The organism is Pseudoalteromonas simplex (assembly GCF_015278155.1).
Taxonomy (GTDB): Bacteria; Pseudomonadota; Gammaproteobacteria; order Enterobacterales; family Alteromonadaceae; genus Pseudoalteromonas; species Pseudoalteromonas simplex.
The window spans coordinates 37,440-55,256 of the sequence record NZ_JADILN010000007.1 but is presented as its reverse complement, the minus strand read 5'-3'; the positions used below and the strand labels follow the sequence as shown (position 1 = coordinate 55,256).

At 42.4% G+C, this 17,817-nt stretch carries 20 protein-coding genes; 2 read left to right on the top strand and 18 right to left on the bottom strand.

What is annotated here, in order from left to right:
• Position 1: 1 nt before the first annotated feature.
• Genes ccmE through ccmA form a run of 5 tightly spaced genes read right to left on the bottom strand, consistent with a single transcriptional unit; the run spans position 2 to position 2,729 of the window.
• Positions 2–481 carry a cytochrome c maturation protein CcmE gene (gene ccmE / locus IRQ78_RS14150; RefSeq protein WP_054553243.1) on the bottom strand — a complete coding sequence of 160 codons (480 nt, stop codon included), beginning with the start codon at positions 479–481 and terminating at the stop codon, positions 2–4.
• The gene (ccmD, locus tag IRQ78_RS14145; protein WP_054553244.1) at positions 478–681 is read right to left on the bottom strand and encodes a heme exporter protein CcmD; all 204 of its coding nucleotides are present in this window, start codon (positions 679–681) and stop codon (positions 478–480) included. Before ccmD ends, ccmE begins: the two co-directional genes overlap by 4 nt.
• A gap of 2 nt (positions 682–683) precedes the next feature.
• Positions 684–1,421: a heme ABC transporter permease gene (locus IRQ78_RS14140; RefSeq protein ID WP_054553245.1), complete on the bottom strand. Its 738-nt coding sequence runs from the start codon at positions 1,419–1,421 to the stop codon at positions 684–686.
• A gap of 1 nt (position 1,422) precedes the next feature.
• Positions 1,423–2,109 carry a heme exporter protein CcmB gene (gene ccmB / locus IRQ78_RS14135; RefSeq protein WP_054553246.1) on the bottom strand — a complete coding sequence of 229 codons (687 nt, stop codon included), beginning with the start codon at positions 2,107–2,109 and terminating at the stop codon, positions 1,423–1,425.
• Positions 2,109–2,729, bottom strand: coding sequence for a cytochrome c biogenesis heme-transporting ATPase CcmA (ccmA, locus tag IRQ78_RS14130; RefSeq protein WP_138599030.1), 621 nt, complete (start codon positions 2,727–2,729; stop codon positions 2,109–2,111). Before ccmA ends, ccmB begins: the two co-directional genes overlap by 1 nt.
• Positions 2,730–2,831: 102 nt before the next feature.
• Between ccmA and fliK the strand changes: the two genes are divergently transcribed.
• Complete coding sequence (gene fliK, locus IRQ78_RS14125; protein ID WP_228482639.1) at positions 2,832–5,456, top strand: flagellar hook-length control protein FliK; 2,625 nt, start codon at positions 2,832–2,834, stop codon at positions 5,454–5,456.
• A gap of 5 nt (positions 5,457–5,461) precedes the next feature.
• Positions 5,462–5,770: an EscU/YscU/HrcU family type III secretion system export apparatus switch protein gene (locus tag IRQ78_RS14120; protein ID WP_054553249.1), complete on the top strand. Its 309-nt coding sequence runs from the start codon at positions 5,462–5,464 to the stop codon at positions 5,768–5,770.
• A 17-nt stretch (positions 5,771–5,787) separates the two neighbouring features.
• Here the strand turns inward: IRQ78_RS14120 and IRQ78_RS14115 are convergent, their stop codons facing one another.
• From IRQ78_RS14115 to flhF, 13 genes are all read right to left on the bottom strand, one after another.
• Entirely contained in the window at positions 5,788–6,192 is a 405-nt protein-coding gene (locus tag IRQ78_RS14115) for a DUF2802 domain-containing protein (RefSeq protein ID WP_054553250.1), read from the bottom strand.
• 15 nt (positions 6,193–6,207) lie between these two features.
• Positions 6,208–6,705, bottom strand: a complete 498-nt coding sequence (locus tag IRQ78_RS14110) for a chemotaxis protein CheW (protein ID WP_054553251.1) — start codon at positions 6,703–6,705, stop codon at positions 6,208–6,210.
• Positions 6,706–6,726: 21 nt separating this feature from the next.
• Positions 6,727–7,485 (bottom strand): chemotaxis protein CheW, encoded by a 759-nt coding sequence (locus IRQ78_RS14105; protein ID WP_194442547.1) that lies wholly within the window; start codon positions 7,483–7,485, stop codon positions 6,727–6,729.
• Positions 7,486–7,487: 2 nt separating this feature from the next.
• Entirely contained in the window at positions 7,488–8,258 is a 771-nt protein-coding gene (locus IRQ78_RS14100; RefSeq protein WP_054553253.1) for a ParA family protein, read from the bottom strand.
• Positions 8,259–8,269: 11 nt separating this feature from the next.
• The gene (locus tag IRQ78_RS14095; RefSeq protein ID WP_194442546.1) at positions 8,270–9,229 is read right to left on the bottom strand and encodes a flagellar motor protein MotB; all 960 of its coding nucleotides are present in this window, start codon (positions 9,227–9,229) and stop codon (positions 8,270–8,272) included.
• Positions 9,230–9,235: 6 nt separating this feature from the next.
• Positions 9,236–10,000 (bottom strand): flagellar motor protein, encoded by a 765-nt coding sequence (locus IRQ78_RS14090; protein WP_054553255.1) that lies wholly within the window; start codon positions 9,998–10,000, stop codon positions 9,236–9,238.
• Positions 9,993–11,153 carry a protein-glutamate methylesterase/protein-glutamine glutaminase gene (locus tag IRQ78_RS14085; protein ID WP_194442545.1) on the bottom strand — a complete coding sequence of 387 codons (1,161 nt, stop codon included), beginning with the start codon at positions 11,151–11,153 and terminating at the stop codon, positions 9,993–9,995. Before IRQ78_RS14085 ends, IRQ78_RS14090 begins: the two co-directional genes overlap by 8 nt.
• Before the next feature lie 62 nt (positions 11,154–11,215).
• Positions 11,216–13,507, bottom strand: coding sequence for a chemotaxis protein CheA (locus IRQ78_RS14080; protein ID WP_054553257.1), 2,292 nt, complete (start codon positions 13,505–13,507; stop codon positions 11,216–11,218).
• A gap of 15 nt (positions 13,508–13,522) precedes the next feature.
• Positions 13,523–14,290: a protein phosphatase CheZ gene (locus IRQ78_RS14075; RefSeq protein ID WP_138599034.1), complete on the bottom strand. Its 768-nt coding sequence runs from the start codon at positions 14,288–14,290 to the stop codon at positions 13,523–13,525.
• 17 nt (positions 14,291–14,307) lie between these two features.
• Positions 14,308–14,691: a chemotaxis response regulator CheY gene (gene cheY / locus IRQ78_RS14070; protein ID WP_016708035.1), complete on the bottom strand. Its 384-nt coding sequence runs from the start codon at positions 14,689–14,691 to the stop codon at positions 14,308–14,310.
• A 40-nt stretch (positions 14,692–14,731) separates the two neighbouring features.
• On the bottom strand, positions 14,732–15,442 hold the full coding sequence (locus tag IRQ78_RS14065) for an RNA polymerase sigma factor FliA (RefSeq protein ID WP_054562345.1): 711 nt from the start codon (positions 15,440–15,442) through the stop codon (positions 14,732–14,734).
• A gap of 26 nt (positions 15,443–15,468) precedes the next feature.
• Complete coding sequence (locus tag IRQ78_RS14060; RefSeq protein WP_054553259.1) at positions 15,469–16,329, bottom strand: MinD/ParA family ATP-binding protein; 861 nt, start codon at positions 16,327–16,329, stop codon at positions 15,469–15,471.
• On the bottom strand, positions 16,322–17,803 hold the full coding sequence (flhF, locus tag IRQ78_RS14055; protein WP_194442544.1) for a flagellar biosynthesis protein FlhF: 1,482 nt from the start codon (positions 17,801–17,803) through the stop codon (positions 16,322–16,324). Before flhF ends, IRQ78_RS14060 begins: the two co-directional genes overlap by 8 nt.
• Between the last annotated feature and the right edge of the window lie 14 nt (positions 17,804–17,817).

Genomic DNA, 17,817 nt, shown 5'->3' with positions numbered 1-17,817 from the left:
ATTAATTGCCGTTATCTAAGTTATACGTCGGTTTTTCGTGCTTGATACCCTTCACTGCTTCAGCAACTTCTGCAGGCATGTATTCTTCATCATGCTTTGCAAGTACTTCAAAGGCATCAATTTCATTGGCTTTAACTAACACGCCCTGCGCCACAATCCCTTGGCCTTCACGGAATAAGTCCGGCAAAATCCCTTGATAATTAATTGTCACCATAGGGCCTTTATCAATCAGCTTAAAGCTTACCTTTAAGCTTGATTCGTCACGAACAACTGAGCCAGGTACAACCATGCCACCAATACGTAACTTTTGACCAATATGCGGTTTTTCTTTATTTGGTCCTTTACCATCAACAAGTTCACTTGGGGTATAGAATAAATTGATGTTTTCTTGCAGTGCATACAGCACTAAACCAATCGTTGCACCCACACCAAAAATAATGGCTACAACTGCTAATAAACGTTTTTTACGTCTTGGATTCATTGCCCTGCCTCTTGCTTCGCTTTCTTAATGCGCTCTTCACGTTGTGCTTGCTGCTTTACTGAAGAGAAAATACGTTTTGTATCGTTTAACGAACTAAATAATATACCGAGTAAAATTAATGCACAGCTACCAAAAGACAACCATACATAAAAGCCATAGCCACCCATGGCAATAAAATCTGCAAAAGAATCAAACTGCATGATTAACCTCGCTCAACCATATCACGCACCCAAGGGCGATGCTTTTCACGTTGTAGAATTTCGTTTTTAAGGCGGATTAACGTCACCACACCAACAAAACCTGCAAACGCAACAATGTTAACCATTAATGGCCAAAACATGCTTGGATCAATAGCTTTAGTATCAAACTTTGTAATGGTTGCACCTTGATGCAAGGTATTCCACCACTCCACCGAGAAGTGAATAATCGGTAAGTTGATAACCCCAACAATGGCTAAGATACAAGCAGCACGCCCCGCTGCTTTTTTATCTTCAAAAGCATGATAAAGCGATAACACACCAAGGTATAAAAATAACAGAATTAACTCAGAGGTAAGACGTGCATCCCACACCCACCATGCGCCCCACATAGGTTTACCCCATGCTGCACCGGTAATTAATGCTATCGCTGTCACACATGCCCCGACAGGTGCAATTGCAATCACTGCAAGTTCTGCATTACGTAATTGCCATACTAGTGCGATCACTGCTGCAATCGCCATAGAAGAGTAAGCGCCCATAGATAAAATAGCTGAAGGCACATGGATAAAAATAATTCGGTAGCTGTCTTTTTGTTGGTAATCGGCTGGGGCATAAGCAAGCCCCCAGACCCATCCAACAATCATACAAACCACCGTAACGACGGCGAAATAAGGCAGTAAGGTGTTACACAATTGGTAAGCACGATCTGCTTTTGCGTAGGGATGTAACCACTTCCACATATTAACTTACACTCACTTTCAATGCTGACGATATGGCAATTGGCGCCGCTATAATCGCTACGATTAGCATGGCACCAAGGATTGCAAGCTGTCCGCTATAGGCAAGCTCCATAGAGCTGGTATCAATAGCCGAGGTTGCAAAAATTAGTACAGGGATATACAAAGGCAGAACAAGCAAACTCATTAAAATGCCGCCTTTTTGTAGTCCCACAGTGAGTCCAGCGCCAATTGCGCCAATGAAGCTAAGCAATGGCGTACCTAACAATAAGGTCAGAACGGTTGCTAAAAGCGCTGAACTTTCTAAATTCAATAACAAAGCAAATACAGGAGTCATTAACACTAAAGGCAACCCCGTGATCACCCAATGCGCTGCCACTTTTGCAAGGACAGTTAACGGTAAAGGGTATGATGAAGCAATTAATTGCTCTAGTGTTCCGTCGTGATAATCATCACGAAATAGCTTATCTAGGCCTAACATGGTCGAGAGTAACGCAGCGACCCAAATAATGCCCGGCGCCATACGAGCAAGTAGACCGGGTTCAGGGCCAATTGCTAACGGAAAAAGTGTAATAACGATAAGAAAAAACAAGATAGGGTTAACGATTTCAGCACGCTGACGAAACGCTAATTTAAGATCTTTAGAAAAAACCGCAGAGAATAATTGCCAATACGAATGCTGTTTTACCATCAGTGGCGATACTCCAAAGTCACTGTTTGAAGGTCACTAAAATGTGTCGTTAAATCTTGGTGGGTGGTTAATAGAATCGCGCCGCCAGCATTTAGGTGCTCAACAAAGCGTTCTTGTAAAAATGCAACACCGCTTTTATCAAGGGCTGTAAATGGCTCATCAAGGATCCATAGTTTGGCACTGTTTAACCACAGTCTTACGAGAGCGACACGGCGTTGTTGCCCTGCTGACAACATACGAACAGGTACATCTTCAAGACCTACCAAGCCTATTTTTGCTAAGATCGGATACAAGTCTTGTTTGCTATCGTAGCCATTTATTTTTAGCCAAAATGCGACATTCTCAAGGGCGGTAAGCTGTGTATTTACCCCAGTTTTATGGCCGATGAATAATAACTCTTGTGCATATTCATCATAGTATTTTGTAATTGAGCGATCTTGGAACAAAACATCACCTTCATCCGCCATAGCGAAACCCGCGATAATACGCAATAATGATGTTTTACCAGCCCCATTCGGACCAGCTAATTGCATAATTTGTCCCGATTTCAAGCTGAAATTAAGATCCGCAAACAAACAACGATCTTGCTTGATGCAGGTGACGGCCTTAATGTGTAACAAGATGACGATTCTCTATACCCAAAATTAGGCGTTAGTCTACCATAATGATAGGGTAATACGAATATTGCTTTAAAACGATTAACTTATATTTGATCTAAAATAATGAATAAACAAAGCCAGTTGACTCTCAGCACTCAGCTTAATCTAGACCCAAAAGCAATCAGCAGTGCACTACTGCAATCACCTAATGATGCCTTGAAAATGCTGGCTGAGCAGAGCCTAACTGCTCGTAATATTGTGGTTGGTAAGCACAGTGTGCAAATGGACGTGCTAATCAATAACTCATGGCAAACACTGCGCTTATCAACAGAGCAAGAAAACCTCAAAACTGAGCGCTTTTTAGCGGCCAATATTCAATTAAGTAGTGATGGTAAACAGCTGACTATCACACCAGCACCGCTGACTATTACTCTTGGCAAAAGCCAGCAATTACAAGCACTGCTGAACTTGCTAACGCAAGGGAGTGCAAATACAAATATGCCGCACCCAGCTCAGATTGCGCCAAGTAAACCTTTACTACAACTACCGGCATTAAAAGCTGAGTTTGCTCTTAACAATAGCCTGGTTGCTCTTTTAAAAGCTGAAGCACCACTTAAAGCCATTTTGCTGCCTGCTACCAACCAACAAAATAGCTTTAATTTAAACATTATTAATCGCTTTGGGGATTCTCTCCATCAGCAAAGTGTTAGCCAACAAAAAGTCGCTGAGTTGGTGGCTAAGCTAACCCCTGAAATGAATTTAAAATTAGCTGGGCAACAAGTACAGTTAAGCGTTGCAAACAAGCAAAGTAATGAATTAACTTTACCACTGCCGGCCATATCGCCAAAACAAGCTAAGCAAATTCAAGCCCAGTGGCAATTTCATCCTCATGCATTAAAACTAACCCCCCAGCAAGTTAAAAATACTGTTGAACTTATAAATAAAGCACCTGTGCAACAAATACTATTAAAGAACTCGCTGTCAGAGACATTCAATCATGCATTAAAAAGCCAAGCAGTTGAACCTAAGAAAACGTTGTTAGCACCATCGAGCAGCTCACATTCACCCATTAGCTCTTGGCTAAAAGACAGTTTTGCTGATTTAAAAACGCGTATTAGTGATGCAGTGCGCTATTTTGAAAAGCTTCCTGCTACCACTAAAGCGGCTGTTAACCAGTCAACCCATCAGCTGATTGAAAGCAAAAATACGATTAGCCAACTAGGTTTTAATGCTAATAAAATCAATATAGTAAAGTTTGCCGCTGCTCAACAAAGCACGCCAAAACTTGCTTCGTCTCAAGTGCTGCAAAAAGAAAGTAGGCCAGTTACAGCTAATACGCCACCACCTGCGGCTAAACAAACAGAGCCATTAACCGAAAGTCAGCCTGCAAAGCAAGTTAGTTTACCCGTGAGTTATAACAAGGCAGCACCTTTAATACAGTTACTGCAACGGTTAAAAGTCAGTTTAGAGCCGCTTGTTAGCGCACAAAATCAAGCGACTCAGTTGGCTACAAACCATAGCAAAGCGCAACTCCCTGTATTGAGCATAGACAATGCTATGCAAAAAGCACCTGCAGACAACAAGTCAATTAACAGTTCTGTTAATACTCTAAACTCTGACAAAGCAACATCTGAACAGCTTGCCCCAGTTAAAAGTAGCCTCGCTAATTCAGTACTGAAAAATATGAGTGAGCAAACTAAACAGCATAACTTCGTGACTCGAGCACCCAATGAGCAAACCGTAGGGTTACAAAAAGTTGTTCAACAGCAAACTCAATTACACGCCCCCTTCTTAGCAACAAAAGAGCCGAACTTGAGTCAGCCATTATTGCCGATAAGGCCAATCGAAGCCGCGTTGATTGCTAAGCTATTACCGCTCCCTGAAAGTAAACCGTTAGCAAGTATGCCTCTGCCAGTGCAATTAACAGAGAAACTTGTAGCCCTGAGTGAGCAAAACACATCGCCTTCGGTAGATTTAAACAGGCTCGTTAATCAAGCATTTAATCGCATGATCTCGAGTCAAAACATGCACCCTACAACGATTGAACGAGAGCTTTTAAGTATCCTCAGGCCAACAGCACTGCCTAGTCAAACTCAGCAGGCAAGCTTCAGCCAAGGGTTAGAACAACTAGCAGTGGCTTCACTTGCCGCGCCAATTATTAATCAAGCACCAACCAACCTTAGTTTTAATAATCAAACTGGTCTTGATGCCTTACTGCAAGTGTTAGTGCCCAACTTTAAAGCCGTTAACGGCAATAAATTACTCGAGCAACTACAGCAGCCTGCGATGCAAGCCATGGCGGCTGAAGCCTCGCAACTGAAAAACACTCTAGCTCAGGTGCAAACAACGCCCATCAATCAGCAACAAGATAACAGTGCTTTAGCGCAGTTTTTCTTACCGATGAAATTACCTCCTGAAACAGGGCAAACAGAAATCAGCTTAGGACAATATAAAAAGCCAAGTAAAAATAAACTCGAAGCAAAGAATGTCTGGTTTGTGCGCTTGAACTTTGATTATGCACAGCTTGGCAAGTTACAAATTACCGCAGAGGTGATGGATAAAGCAGTTGATTGCCAGTTGCTAGCGTCTTCACAAGAAGTGACAGCGCTTGCTCATCCGCATTTAGAAACACTACGCCATAAATTAGCAGGCCATGGTTTAAATGTAGGTGAGTTAAACTTGCAACAAGGGACATCAAACCACCAAGCTTTTTATAAATCCCATGCGATTATTAACATTAAGGTGTAATTTTTATGAGTGAACAAGCGGTGCATAAATCAGCAATTGGCTTACTCTACGAAGCGGGTAGCTCGCCACGAGTAACCAGTAAAGGCTTTGGTGAATTGGCTGAAGAAATCGTCAAACTTGCTGAGCAAAAAGGCATTTTGATACATCAAGATGCGGACTTAGCTCAAACCTTATCGCATCTTGAGTTAGGTGAAGAAATCCCGAAAGAGCTCTATTATGTTATTGCCGAATTAATTGCTTTTTCGTACGTATTACGTGGTAAGTTTCCACCGGGGTGGCAAGACTTTCAAGGTAAGCTCAACATCAAAGCTTAGCTCAAATAAAAAAGCGCCTATTCGGCGCCTTTTTGTTTATGAAGTGACATGAGTAGCTCAGCTTCAGCTCTGGGTAATTCGCATTCACGAATTATTTCTTCTAAATCAGCGCCTAGCTCAACCATTTTAACCGCTCGCGAATAAATTTTCGCATTCGGATCATCATATTTTTGTGCATCTTGTAGCTGTTCAAGCTCTTTACTTTTTTCTTCAACAGCAACAACACGTTTGCCAATACTTAGCATGCCAGCTCGCATTTCAGCCACTTCGCTACGTAAAATACTCAATTGCTGTTGAGCTTCTTGTAACTGTTTTTGCTTAGCTTGAATCGCCGCCGCTTGCTTATTGTTATTGACAAAAATAAGCCCCAAACACACTAATACAAGTAAGATTGAGGCACCAAACAAAGAGTATAACAGCATATAATTTCCAAACGCTTATAGTGCGCTTAGCTCGTCCCACTCATCGTCATTTAATAATTTATTAAGATCAACCAAGATCAGTAACTCACCATCACGGTTAGATACACCTTGGATAAACTTAGCACTTTCTTCTGTGCCAATATTTGGCGCACTGTCAATTTCAGAGCTACGTAGGTAAACCACTTCAGCAACACTGTCGACTAAAATACCAATCACTTGCTTTTCAGCTTCAATGATAACGATACGAGAGTTATCAGTAACCTCAGCACCCATTAAACCAAAACGTGCACGCGTATCGATCACAGTAACAACATTACCACGTAAGTTAATAATACCTAATACATAAGAAGGCGCACCTGGCACAGGAGCAATTTCGGTATAGCGAAGTACTTCTTGTACTTGCATTACGTTAATGCCGTACGTTTCTTCTTCAAGTTTAAAGGTTACCCACTGTAACACTTCATCGTTGCTATCAGCATTTTTATTTGCTGACAGTAGTCTTTCTTCACTCATGCTATTACTCCGTAAAAATAGTTACTGCTCACGGCTGTCTAAGCCCTGCTCTAGCAATTGATTTAAATTTTCAACGTCAATCAAGGCGCACATTTTCTCTTTGATAACACCTGCAAGCCAAGGCCGCTTACCTGATTTTGCTCGCCATTTTACATCTTCTTTACGAAGCGTAATATTATTTACGAGCTTTTCAGCCAATAATCCCCATTGACTGTCACCTAAGGTGATTAAATACTGATAATCTAATGATTGTTCTAATTTTTCATCATACTTTTCTGGCATAACCCAACGTGCAGTATCAACAACATTTAGTTTTTCTTCACGGTTTAGCATGACACCTTTAAACCATTTTGGTTTACCAAATAATTGGTTAACCTCTGCCAGCTGATGAATTCCCCCTAATGCTTTTAACGGTACAGCAAGGGTTAACCCTGCAACCTCAAAGAATAATGCCTGAAATTCACCATCAAAATAGTCTTCTTGACGATCAGACGAGGTTTTTGCAACCAGTTCAGCTTTAGGTTCTGCGACTATATCTTTGATATTAGCTTGGTTCTCGGTTTTCTCAAGCTCTTTAGTCGGTTCTGGGGGTAGTAAAACAGGTTCAGGAGTAGGCTGAACGTCTGTCAGCTTTTCTTCTGTCTTAGTTTCAGGCTCTTTAACCTGCTCCAGCAGCTTTGCGACTGGCTCAAGATTTTGGTCTGTAGGCTCATCTTCACACAACAAAGCGCCCAAATATTGGGTCATCACTTTTTCATTGGCAAATAAATGCTTACTCATCTTTAACCTTGTGCAACTAAGTAATCAAGCAGGGCGCGATAGGCAAATACCCCACGCGAACGCGGGCAAAATTGAATCGGCACTTGCTGTGCTAAACTAGCATCTCTAAACTTTGTATCGACAGGAACCACGCCTGACCATACTTTATCTTTGTAATTATCCTGCAGAGTCTTGTAAGCTTCAAGTGATGCTTTAGTACGTTTATCGTACATTGTAGGAATAATTGTATATTGGTACTGTTTTGCTTGCGATGTTTGCATCAGCTCCATGGTGCGCATCATACGATCAAGCCCTTTTAAGGCCAAAAATTCTGTTTGTACTGGTACTAAAATTCGCTCACTAGCTGCAAGAGCATTGACCATCAAAACACCTAAAACAGGCGGGCAATCAATAATTGCATAGTCATAATGGTCGCTAATTTTGGCAAGCGCTTTTTTTAGTATTAAGCCCATGCCATTTTTATTGCCCATGCTTCTATCAAGCGTCGCGATTGCCATCGTCGCAGGTAAGATATCTAGGTTTTCAAGTGTTGATGGACATAGAGCCTGCAAAATTTCTTCACTGGCCATGCTGTTACCACGCGCGAAAATATCATACACGCTGACTTCTAAGTCTTCTGAATCTATACCAAAATAATAAGTCAATGATGCATGCGGATCGGTGTCAATAAGTAACACGCGTTTTCCTTGTAAAGCGAGAATACCAGCAAGGCTAACGGCTGTTGTTGTTTTCCCTACCCCACCTTTTTGATTCGCTACGGTCCAAACTTTCACATCACACCTTATTATTGTTCATTGCGCGTGGTAATCCTAATTCCACCATGTGGTAATTGAATCACTTTAATGCTGTTATCATCGCTTGGCAACTCAATTTCTGTCGTCTGTTGCGGTTGGTTTTGTGACTCTTGTTCAGTATTTTCTGGCTCTTTTGGCGGTAAACCATATTTAGACAATGCAACAACCACTTTGCGGTTTTCTGCGCGTCCTTGCTCAGTGTCATTACTTGCGAAAGGTGAATATTGCCCGTAACCTTCAATAGCCATACGCGCAGGGTTAATACCTAAACTCTCAAGCTCAACTAGGACAGATGTCGCCCTCGCTACAGATAGCTCCCAGTTAGAGCGAAACATCTCATTACGAATACCTTCGTTATCGGTATAACCACGCACACGAATGTAATTATCAACTGGTGCAATAATATCTTTCACTAAACTAACAACTTGTTTTGCACGCTGCTGTGCAACAGCACTGCCCGATGAAAACAACATACCAGAGCTTAATTCAATGATGAGCCAATCTTGATGAAGCTCTAAACTTGCTTCGCCATCACGAATTTCATCAATGAGCGCAGACTGTAATTTAGTAAGTAAGCTGTCGAGAGACTTGCCGAGATGTTTTTTCTCAATATTGCTGGTTTCGCTTTGCCCATCGAGTAATTCAGGGCCTTGCTCATCTTTACGAATGCTCTCACCGTATAGAATGTCGTTCTCAGGGCTGACTCTGTCAGTTAGTATGCCTGTGCCGTTAACCCCAGTGCCAACCTGTTGTTGCTGACGAGCAGACTTTTCAAACACCTGCTCTAGTGAATCTGAGAGAATTTGAAAATCTTCATTTTTACTAATTGCGATCGCATACATGACCACAAAAAAAGCAAACATGATGGTCATATAATCGGCATAAGAGACAAGCCAGCGTTCAGTATGTTGGTTTTTTGACGTGTTATGACGCAGACGACGGCGCATCATAATAAATTACTCGTCAACTAAGCTTGGGCGCTCTACACGGTACGCCTCAAGTTTTAGTTCAATATTTAGTGGGCTTTCACCTTGCGAAATAGCAATAATGCCTTCAGCAAGTAGTTCATGATACAGCATTTTTTGTTCCACTTGCTGCTTAAGTTTATTCGCCATTGGCAAGAATAATAAGTTCGCTAGGCCAACACCATAAATCGTGGCAATAAACGCTGTAGCAACACCGGCACCCAGTTTTTCAGGATCCGTTATAAATTGCATAGCCTGAATCAAACCGAGTACTGCACCTAAAATACCGATTGTAGGGCTATAACCGCCCATAGCTTCATAAACTCGGCTTACCTCGAGTAAGCGTTCGCGTTCAAGCATTAAATCAATTTCAAGCGTATCTCTAAGCTTTTGCTCATCAATCCCATCAACAAGTAGACTCAAGCCCTTTGCCGCATACGGGTCTGAGTGCGACAGCGCTTCCGACTCAAGGGCTAAGTAACCTTCTTGACGTGCTTTATGTGACCAACGCTTTACTTGCTCGATGGCTGCATCAATATCGTGATACGGCGGAAAAAACACCCAATGACTGATCTTAAGTGTTTTAGTAAAAACACTTGCTGGGGTCTGAAGCATGACAGCCCCAAGCGTACCACCAAGCACGATGATAAGCGCAGGACCATTAAACAGTGCAGAAACAACCCCGCCCTCTAATGCATAACCAAAGGCGATGGCACTTACTGCGACAATTAAGCCAAGGAAAGACAGTTTATCCACAACCAGTCTCACGCGTTAAACGATTCGCAACATCTGCGAGCGCTAAGCTTTCACTCGCCAAGCCGGCATTAGCAACAGCTTGTGGCATACCATACACCACACTGGTTTTTTCATCTTGCGCCCAAATAGTCGCACCGACTTGCTTAAGCATACGCGCACCATCACGGCCATCTGCGCCCATGCCCGTTAATACTACAGCTAGCACATCACCGCCGAAGGTTTTTGCAGCACTTGCAAAAGTCACATCAACACTCGGCTTGTAAGTAATACGCGGACTATCGTCTTCAAATACTCGCAGAGTGCGAGAACCACCACGCCCCTCTATTAGCATTTGTTGGCCACCTGGCGCTAAGTAAGCGGTGCCAGGCACTAAACGGTCACCATTTTGCGCTTCTTTAACATTGATTTTGCATAAGCCATTTAGCCTTGCAGCAAAAGCTGGCGTAAACGCAGCTGGCATATGCTGAATAAGCAAAATAGGATGTGGGAAATTAGCTGGCAGCTGAGTCAAAATTGTTTGCAGTGCCACAGGTCCACCGGTTGATGTACCGATAGCAACCAATTGATATTTCTTGCCCGAAGCGCGAATATTACTCGTACTCGATGACGATGCAGCCGGCGAACTTGCAGCAGCAGGACGGCTAAAACTGCGATCAGGCTGGACAATACCGCTACTGCTTGTAGCGCCACTACTTCTTAGTGTAGGAGTCGGAGTTGATCTCGAAATAGGTGCTGGGCGCGAGAAACGAGAAATGCGACGGCGACCAATTTCTTTTACTTTATTTTGTAAAAGCGCGATTGCATCTTCATTATTGCGTGCAATGTCTTCGAACTTTTTCGGTAAAAAATCAAGGGCCCCAGCATCCAATGCATCTAGGGTTGCTGTTGCGCCATCACGGGTGAGTGATGAGAACATTAAAATAGGAGTCGGTGTTGCTGCCATTATTTCTTTCACGGCACTAATGCCATCAAGAACCGGCATTTCAACATCCATAGTAATTACATCAGGTTTTAATTCACGGGCTTTATCGACCGCTTCACGACCGTTTACGGCAAAACCAATTACTTGAATATTGCTGTCTTGCTCTAAAATTTCGCTGACTCTGCGGCGAAAAAAGCTTGAATCATCAACAACTAATACTTTGACTGCCATTGGCACTCTCTTGTTTTATATCACTTAAAGTGCAGTTAAACGCTGCACTTTATTATTTATTATTAGCCAACGTAGTGTTTAAGCATGCTAGGTACGTCGAGGATCAATGCAATCCCACCATCAGAAGTAATTGTCGCACCAGCCATGCCTGGCGTACCTTGCAATAAGGCATCTAAAGGTTTGATAACAACTTCTTCCTGGCCAATTAACGAGTCAACCACAAAGCCCACTTGTTTAGTACCGATTTGCACAATAACTACGTGACCTTCAGCTTTACGCTCTTGGCGGTTGGCACCTTTTACTAACCAATGTTGTAAATAGAAAAGCGGGATCGCTTTTTCACGCACAATTATTGTCAGTTGACCATCAACGACATTAGTTTTAGTTAAATCAAGATGGAAAATTTCACTCACACCAGCAAGTGGTAAAGCAAATGTTTGCTCGCCAACAATAACCATAAGAGTCGGTAAAATAGCCAGTGTTAATGGCACCTTGATTTCTAATACAGTACCTACACCAAGCTCTGACTGAATATTGACAGAGCCATTTAGCTGGGTGATTTTTGTTTTTACTACATCCATGCCGACGCCGCGGCCTGAAATATCAGATATCTCTTCTTTGGTTGAGAAACCCGGAGCAAAAATTAAGTTGTAAGCTTCGGTATCCGACAAGCGGCTTGCTTGGTCGTGATCAATCACACCTTTGCTGATAGCAATTTTTTTCAACTTCTCAGCATCCATACCTGCACCATCATCACGAATGGTCAATAAGATATGATCGCCTTCTTGCGAAGCAGAAAGAGTGACTGTACCGGTACGTGGTTTACCCGCGGCTTCACGCACATCTGGCATTTCAATACCATGGTCAACAGAGTTACGAACTAAATGCACGAGCGGATCGGCAAGCGCTTCTACTAAGTTTTTGTCTAAATCGGTTTCTTCACCAACCAGCTGCAGGTTAATGTCTTTTTTCAAGCTGCGAGCTAAGTCACGCACAACGCGTGGGAAGCGGCCAAATACTTTCTTAATTGGCTGCATGCGGGTTTTCATCACCGCACCTTGCAGGTCTGCAGTTACCACATCTAAATTAGAGATGGCTTTACCCATTGATTCGCTGTTACTGTTATTTGCAAGGCTAACCAAACGGTTGCGTACTAATACCAGCTCACCCACCATGTTCATGATTTCGTCCAAGCGCTTGGTATCAACACGAACCGTTGTTTCAGCTTGTGGTGGTGGCGCTTTTTTCGGTGCAGCAGAAGCTGCTGGTGCTTTTGCAGGAGCTGGAGCCGGTTTAGGTGCAGCTGCGGCAGGCTTAGGAGTAGGTGCCGGTTTTGATGCTGCAGGCTGTGCCGGTTTTGCAGGTTCAGCTTTAGGTGGTTCAGGCGCTTTTTCTGGCGCAGCCGTTTCTAAAGACTGTGGAGCTGTACCTTTACCATGTAATTCATCAAGCAACGCCTCAAACTCGTCATCGCTAATTTCATCGTCTGAGTCACTGCTTGTAGTATCTACTGCTGGCGCTTGAGGAGTTGGTTGTGCAGATTTTACTGTTTCAGGTTTGGCTATATTTTCTTGTTTTACTTCACCAAAATTACCAACACCATGTAATTCGTCTAATAAACTGTCGAATTCATCATCGGTGATGTCATCACTATCACTGCTAATAGCTTCAGGAGCAGCCGCTGCCGGCCCTTGACCTTTACCATGTAATTCATCGAGGAGGCTTTCAAACTCATCTTCAGTAATTTCATCAATATTCTGTGGTTCTGCCTTACTATCAGCAAGACCGCCGCCATCAAACAACATATCAAACGCAAATGGATCATCTTCATCAATATTGTCTGCTGCCGTGTTAGCTGTTACTTCAGGTGCATCAACAACAGCCTCTTCAACAGCAGGTTCTTCAGGTGCAACTGCTACATCGTCTGCTACTGATACATCTTCACCTGCAAGCTCTTCCGCTGTAGGTGGTTGGCTTAATTTATGAAGAACGTCTAGAAGCGCAGGATCTGCAGGCTCTGGTTGCTCACGATTTTGAATCGTTGCGAACATTTCGTTGATGGTATCCAGAGCTTGTAAAATAACATCCATAAGCTCAGGAGTGACACTGCGAACACCTTGGCGTAATAAATCGAAAACATTCTCTGCACCGTGACACGCATCAACAAGTTCAGTCATGCTTAAAAAGCCTGCACCGCCTTTGACAGTGTGGAAGCCTCTAAAAATGGCGTTTAAGAGATCTTTGTCTTCGGGATTGTTCTCAAGCTCAACTAATTGCTCTGACAAAAGCTCTAAGATTTCTCCTGCCTCAACAAGGAAATCCTGTAAAATATCTTCATCGACTTCAAAGCTCATGCAGCTACTCTCCTCTTAGAAGCCCAGACTTGATAATAGATCATCGACTTCATCTTGTCCTGAGACAACATCATCACGAGAGTCTTTATCAATAATCGGCCCTTCAGGACCTGCTAGTGTATCACTTGTTGCAGGTGCTTTTTCTATGGCCTGTTTTTCTTGTTGTTGATGACCATCTTCTTGACTGCCAAACACAGTTAAGAGATTAATTAAACTGTCTTCTACTTCTCGCACTAACTCAATGACGCGACGGATTACTTGCCCCGTCAAATCTTGATAGTCCTGTGCCATCAGCACATTGGTCATCAAGCCCTGTAGCTCATCGGTTTTAGTATGCGAGTTATTCATAAAATTATCTAAGCTATGACATAGCTTTTTAAACTCACCGAGCTCTATTTCTCGGCTCATTAAACGATCCCACGTTGGTTTAATCGTCGCTATTTCATCTGCAAGTTGTTGCGCTATAGGTAAACTAGCTTCAACTGCATCCATGGTTTTGTTAGCGGCGCTTTCTGTCATTTCCATAACATAATTTAAGCGCTGCTTAGCGTCTGGGATCGCATCGGTAGTTAAATCTGAAAGACGAGTATCTAGATCAAAGTTTTTTAACGCTTCATGTAATTGTCGCGTCAGTTTACCGATTTCAGCAAACAGCTCTGATTGTTCTTTTGATGCTGTTTCAAGTATCAGCTGATCAGCTTTTTCTTGTTCACCATTTTCAAGAAACTCAACAAGTTGACGAGCTTGCTCTAAACTTATTTGAGGCGCAGCTAGTGCTGACATAAGCCTCTCCCCTTAGATTAACCTAAACGTTCAAACACTTTTTCCAATTTGGTTTTAAGTGTCGCAGCAGTGAATGGTTTAACGATATAGCCATTAACACCCGCTTGAGCAGCAGCAACAATTTGTTCTTTTTTCGCTTCAGCTGTCACCATTAATACAGGAATATGCTTAAGGCTATCATCAGCACGAATTGCTCTTAACAAATCAATGCCTTGCATACCTGGCATGTTCCAATCTGTTACAACAAAATCAAATTCTTGATTTTGTAGCATTGGCAATGCTGTTGACCCATCGTCAGCTTCCTGCACATTGGTAAAACCTAAATCCCTTAATAGATTTTTAATGATACGTCTCATTGTAGAAAAATCATCAACAACAAGAATTTTCATGTTTTTATCCAAAACATCCTCCGGTGAGGTTTGAACCTATATTTACTTACTACTAATTAATCCAGTCATTGATTTTTGCTTTGAGCTTAATCATCGCCTGACCATGTATCTGACTCACACGCGATTCACTAACATCGAGTATGTGTCCTATTTCTTTTAAGTTCATTTCGTCGTTGTAGTACAAAGACAAAACAAGTGCATCTCTTTCTGGTAACGATTGGATAGCCGTTAATAGAGACTGGTTAAACCGCTCATTTTTAACGTTATTAAACGGTTTGTCTAGTCCTAAATCCTGACCTACAGGTGTAATGACGTCTTCATCAACGCCTAAGTCCTCTATACCTAATACTTTACTAGAATTTACATCATGTAGAATATGATGGTACTCATCGAGCGTTATATCAAGTTTTTCAGCGACTTCTGTATCTTTAGGTTCACGATTTAGCGTGCTTTCTAATTCGGAAATGGTTTCAGCCACAAGGCGAGCATTTCGGTGAACTGAGCGTGGTGCCCAGTCACCTCTACGAATTTCGTCTAACATCGCACCACGAATACGAATTCCAGCGAAAGTTTCGAAACTAGCCCCTTTGCTAGCATCAAAGTTTTTTGATGCTTCAATTAGGCCTATCATGCCTGATTGAATTAAATCATCGAGTTGGACACTGGCAGGTAAACGAGCAATTAGATGGCACGCCACTTTTTTAACTAAAGAGGCATGTTTTTCAACAATCGCATTTAAGTTTTGTGCTGATTGATATCCCATCGCTTTATTCACCGATGTTGTCATAGTTAGCCGTTTACTAGTTTTTCAATGAAAAATTCTAAATGGCCAGAAGGTTGATTAGGGATCGGCCACTTAACTGCTTTTGTTGCTAATGTTTTAAACGCCACCGCAGCTGGTGAGTTTGGAAATAATTCAACAATCACCTTTTGGCGTCGCGTAGATTTACGCATGTTCTCGTCATAAGGAATGGTAGCTACCAACTCCATTGAAACGTCTAAAAAGCGATCCGTTACTTTTGAAAGTTTAGCAAATAATTCTTGCCCTTCACGCAAACTGCGCACCATATTAGCAACAATTTTAAATTTATATACGCCATGCTCACGGCTAAGGACTTTAATAAGCGCATAAGCATCGGTAATTGAGGTAGGTTCATCACATACAACCACAACAACATCTTGGGCTGCACGAGAAAAGCTTAATACCATGTCAGAAATACCTGCGGCGGTATCGACAATTAAAATATCAAACTCGGTGTTTAACTCGCTAAAAGCGCGAATAAGACCTGCATGCTCAGATGGTGTTAATTCCACCATGCTTTGCGAACCAGACGTCGCTGGTACAATTTTTATACCTGCAGGACCTTCAACGAGAATTTCGTCAAGCTCACACTCGCCTGACAAAACATGAGATAAGTTACGTTCAACACGAAGGCCAAGCATCACGTCACAGTTTGCCAAACCTAAATCGGCATCTAGTACTAATACACGATTTCCTTGCTGCCCTAATGCGATTGCGGTATTGAGTGAAACGTTGGTTTTACCCACACCACCTTTACCGCCAGTCACAGCGATAACTTTAACGCCACTATTATTATTTTGATTCATTTTGCGCAGGCCGCTTGCTTGATCTAATACTGTGTTAATCATACATCCCTACTGTGTTCGACGCTACTGCTTGACGTCGTGAATGTTGTGCTTTTGCTCGTTTTAAATACAATTGTTCAGCTTTTTTCACTAGTTTTTCAGCATTCGCTACGCGAATATCTTCAGGAACACGCTGACCGTTAGTAAGATACCCTATTGGCAGGCGATTTTGAATCGCTATACTAATAATCTCACCTAAACTTAAAGATTCATCCAATTTAGTGAAGATACAGCCACTTAGATGAACCTTTTTAAAGTGTCTTACGGTTTCTTGCAACACATTTATCTGTGCTGTCGCACTTAATACTAAATAACTACGAATATCAACACGCTGATTACGCATTAGGGTGTTTAATTGCTCAGTTAAACGTAAATCACGTTGGCTCATACCCGCTGTATCTATTAATACTAGACGCTTATTACGTAAATGGTATAGCACTTCAGCTAATTCATTCGCATCTTTTACCTGCTTAACACCACAGCCAATAATACGACCATAAGTAGCCAATTGTTCGTAGGCACCAATTCTATATGTATCAGTGGTGATCAACGCCACTTTATCTGCACCATATTTTTGTGCACCCAGTGCAGCTAATTTCGCAACAGTCGTTGTTTTACCAACACCCGTTGGGCCCACTAATGCGAATACACCACCTTGACGTAGGATTTCGTTATTCGTTGTATGCATTTGGTTTTCAACCATTTGCAGTAATGCTTGCCACGCTTGTTGACGTGATACATCGTCAGGAATGAAACAGGCCATTTGCTCAGCAACATCACGTTCAATGCCCATACCCGCTAAGCGGTCAATCATACATGCACGAGTCGGATCGCGGCGAGCCATATCTTGTTGCATTAAGCCAGATACTTGGTGTTCAAGTAATTGACGAATCGCATTCATTTCTTCACGCATGGTCATCATTTCTGATTGATTCGCAGGTGCTGAGTTTTTGTGCTCGGCTGGTGAATCTAAATCATCAAAACTAGAATCTAAGTCGTCATCAAAACCTAAGCTATGTGCTTGAGTTTGTACACGAGGTGCTGCTTGCTGTTGATAACGAGGAGCTTGCTTGTATTGTGGCTGTTGCTGCTCAAAGCTTGGCTCTTTTGCTTGATAGTGTTCACTCGTATCAATACCAGATTGACTAAACATTGACGCAAGCTCTGGCGAACGAGGGCGTGGGGCTTGACGCTCAAGTAACGCTTGAAGGCTATCAGCAACTTTCGCTTGCGGCTCAGGTTTAGCACGCATTGGCTCAGGTTTAACAAAGTTATGCTGTGGAGCAGGTGCTGATTGTGCCACTGCTGGTTTAGCTTCGGCTTTCGGGGCTGCTTTATCGTAATCAACAGCTGCAACGATTTCAACGCCGTTAGCAAGCTTTTTGTTCGACATAATAACCGCATCAACACCTAACTCATCTTTCACTTCTTTCAGTGCAGTGCGCATATCTTTAGCAAAAAAACGTTTAATTTTCATGGTTCAACCCCTTT

Coding starts and splice junctions, on each gene's coding strand:
- IRQ78_RS14085 (WP_194442545.1), bottom strand. CDS start 11,153: ATGGCAGTCAAAGTATTAGTTGTTGATGATTCAAGCTTTTTTCGCCGC.
- IRQ78_RS14120 (WP_054553249.1), top strand. CDS start 5,462: ATGAGTGAACAAGCGGTGCATAAATCAGCAATTGGCTTACTCTACGAA.
- ccmB (WP_054553246.1), bottom strand. CDS start 2,109: ATGGTAAAACAGCATTCGTATTGGCAATTATTCTCTGCGGTTTTTTCT.
- IRQ78_RS14065 (WP_054562345.1), bottom strand. CDS start 15,442: ATGGGATATCAATCAGCACAAAACTTAAATGCGATTGTTGAAAAACAT.
- IRQ78_RS14115 (WP_054553250.1), bottom strand. CDS start 6,192: ATGCTGTTATACTCTTTGTTTGGTGCCTCAATCTTACTTGTATTAGTG.
- flhF (WP_194442544.1), bottom strand. CDS start 17,803: ATGAAAATTAAACGTTTTTTTGCTAAAGATATGCGCACTGCACTGAAA.
- IRQ78_RS14060 (WP_054553259.1), bottom strand. CDS start 16,329: ATGATTAACACAGTATTAGATCAAGCAAGCGGCCTGCGCAAAATGAAT.
- IRQ78_RS14095 (WP_194442546.1), bottom strand. CDS start 9,229: ATGATGCGCCGTCGTCTGCGTCATAACACGTCAAAAAACCAACATACT.
- IRQ78_RS14105 (WP_194442547.1), bottom strand. CDS start 7,485: ATGAGTAAGCATTTATTTGCCAATGAAAAAGTGATGACCCAATATTTG.
- fliK (WP_228482639.1), top strand. CDS start 2,832: ATGAATAAACAAAGCCAGTTGACTCTCAGCACTCAGCTTAATCTAGAC.
- ccmE (WP_054553243.1), bottom strand. CDS start 481: ATGAATCCAAGACGTAAAAAACGTTTATTAGCAGTTGTAGCCATTATT.
- IRQ78_RS14140 (WP_054553245.1), bottom strand. CDS start 1,421: ATGTGGAAGTGGTTACATCCCTACGCAAAAGCAGATCGTGCTTACCAA.
- ccmD (WP_054553244.1), bottom strand. CDS start 681: ATGCAGTTTGATTCTTTTGCAGATTTTATTGCCATGGGTGGCTATGGC.
- IRQ78_RS14110 (WP_054553251.1), bottom strand. CDS start 6,705: ATGAGTGAAGAAAGACTACTGTCAGCAAATAAAAATGCTGATAGCAAC.
- IRQ78_RS14080 (WP_054553257.1), bottom strand. CDS start 13,507: ATGAGCTTTGAAGTCGATGAAGATATTTTACAGGATTTCCTTGTTGAG.
- IRQ78_RS14075 (WP_138599034.1), bottom strand. CDS start 14,290: ATGTCAGCACTAGCTGCGCCTCAAATAAGTTTAGAGCAAGCTCGTCAA.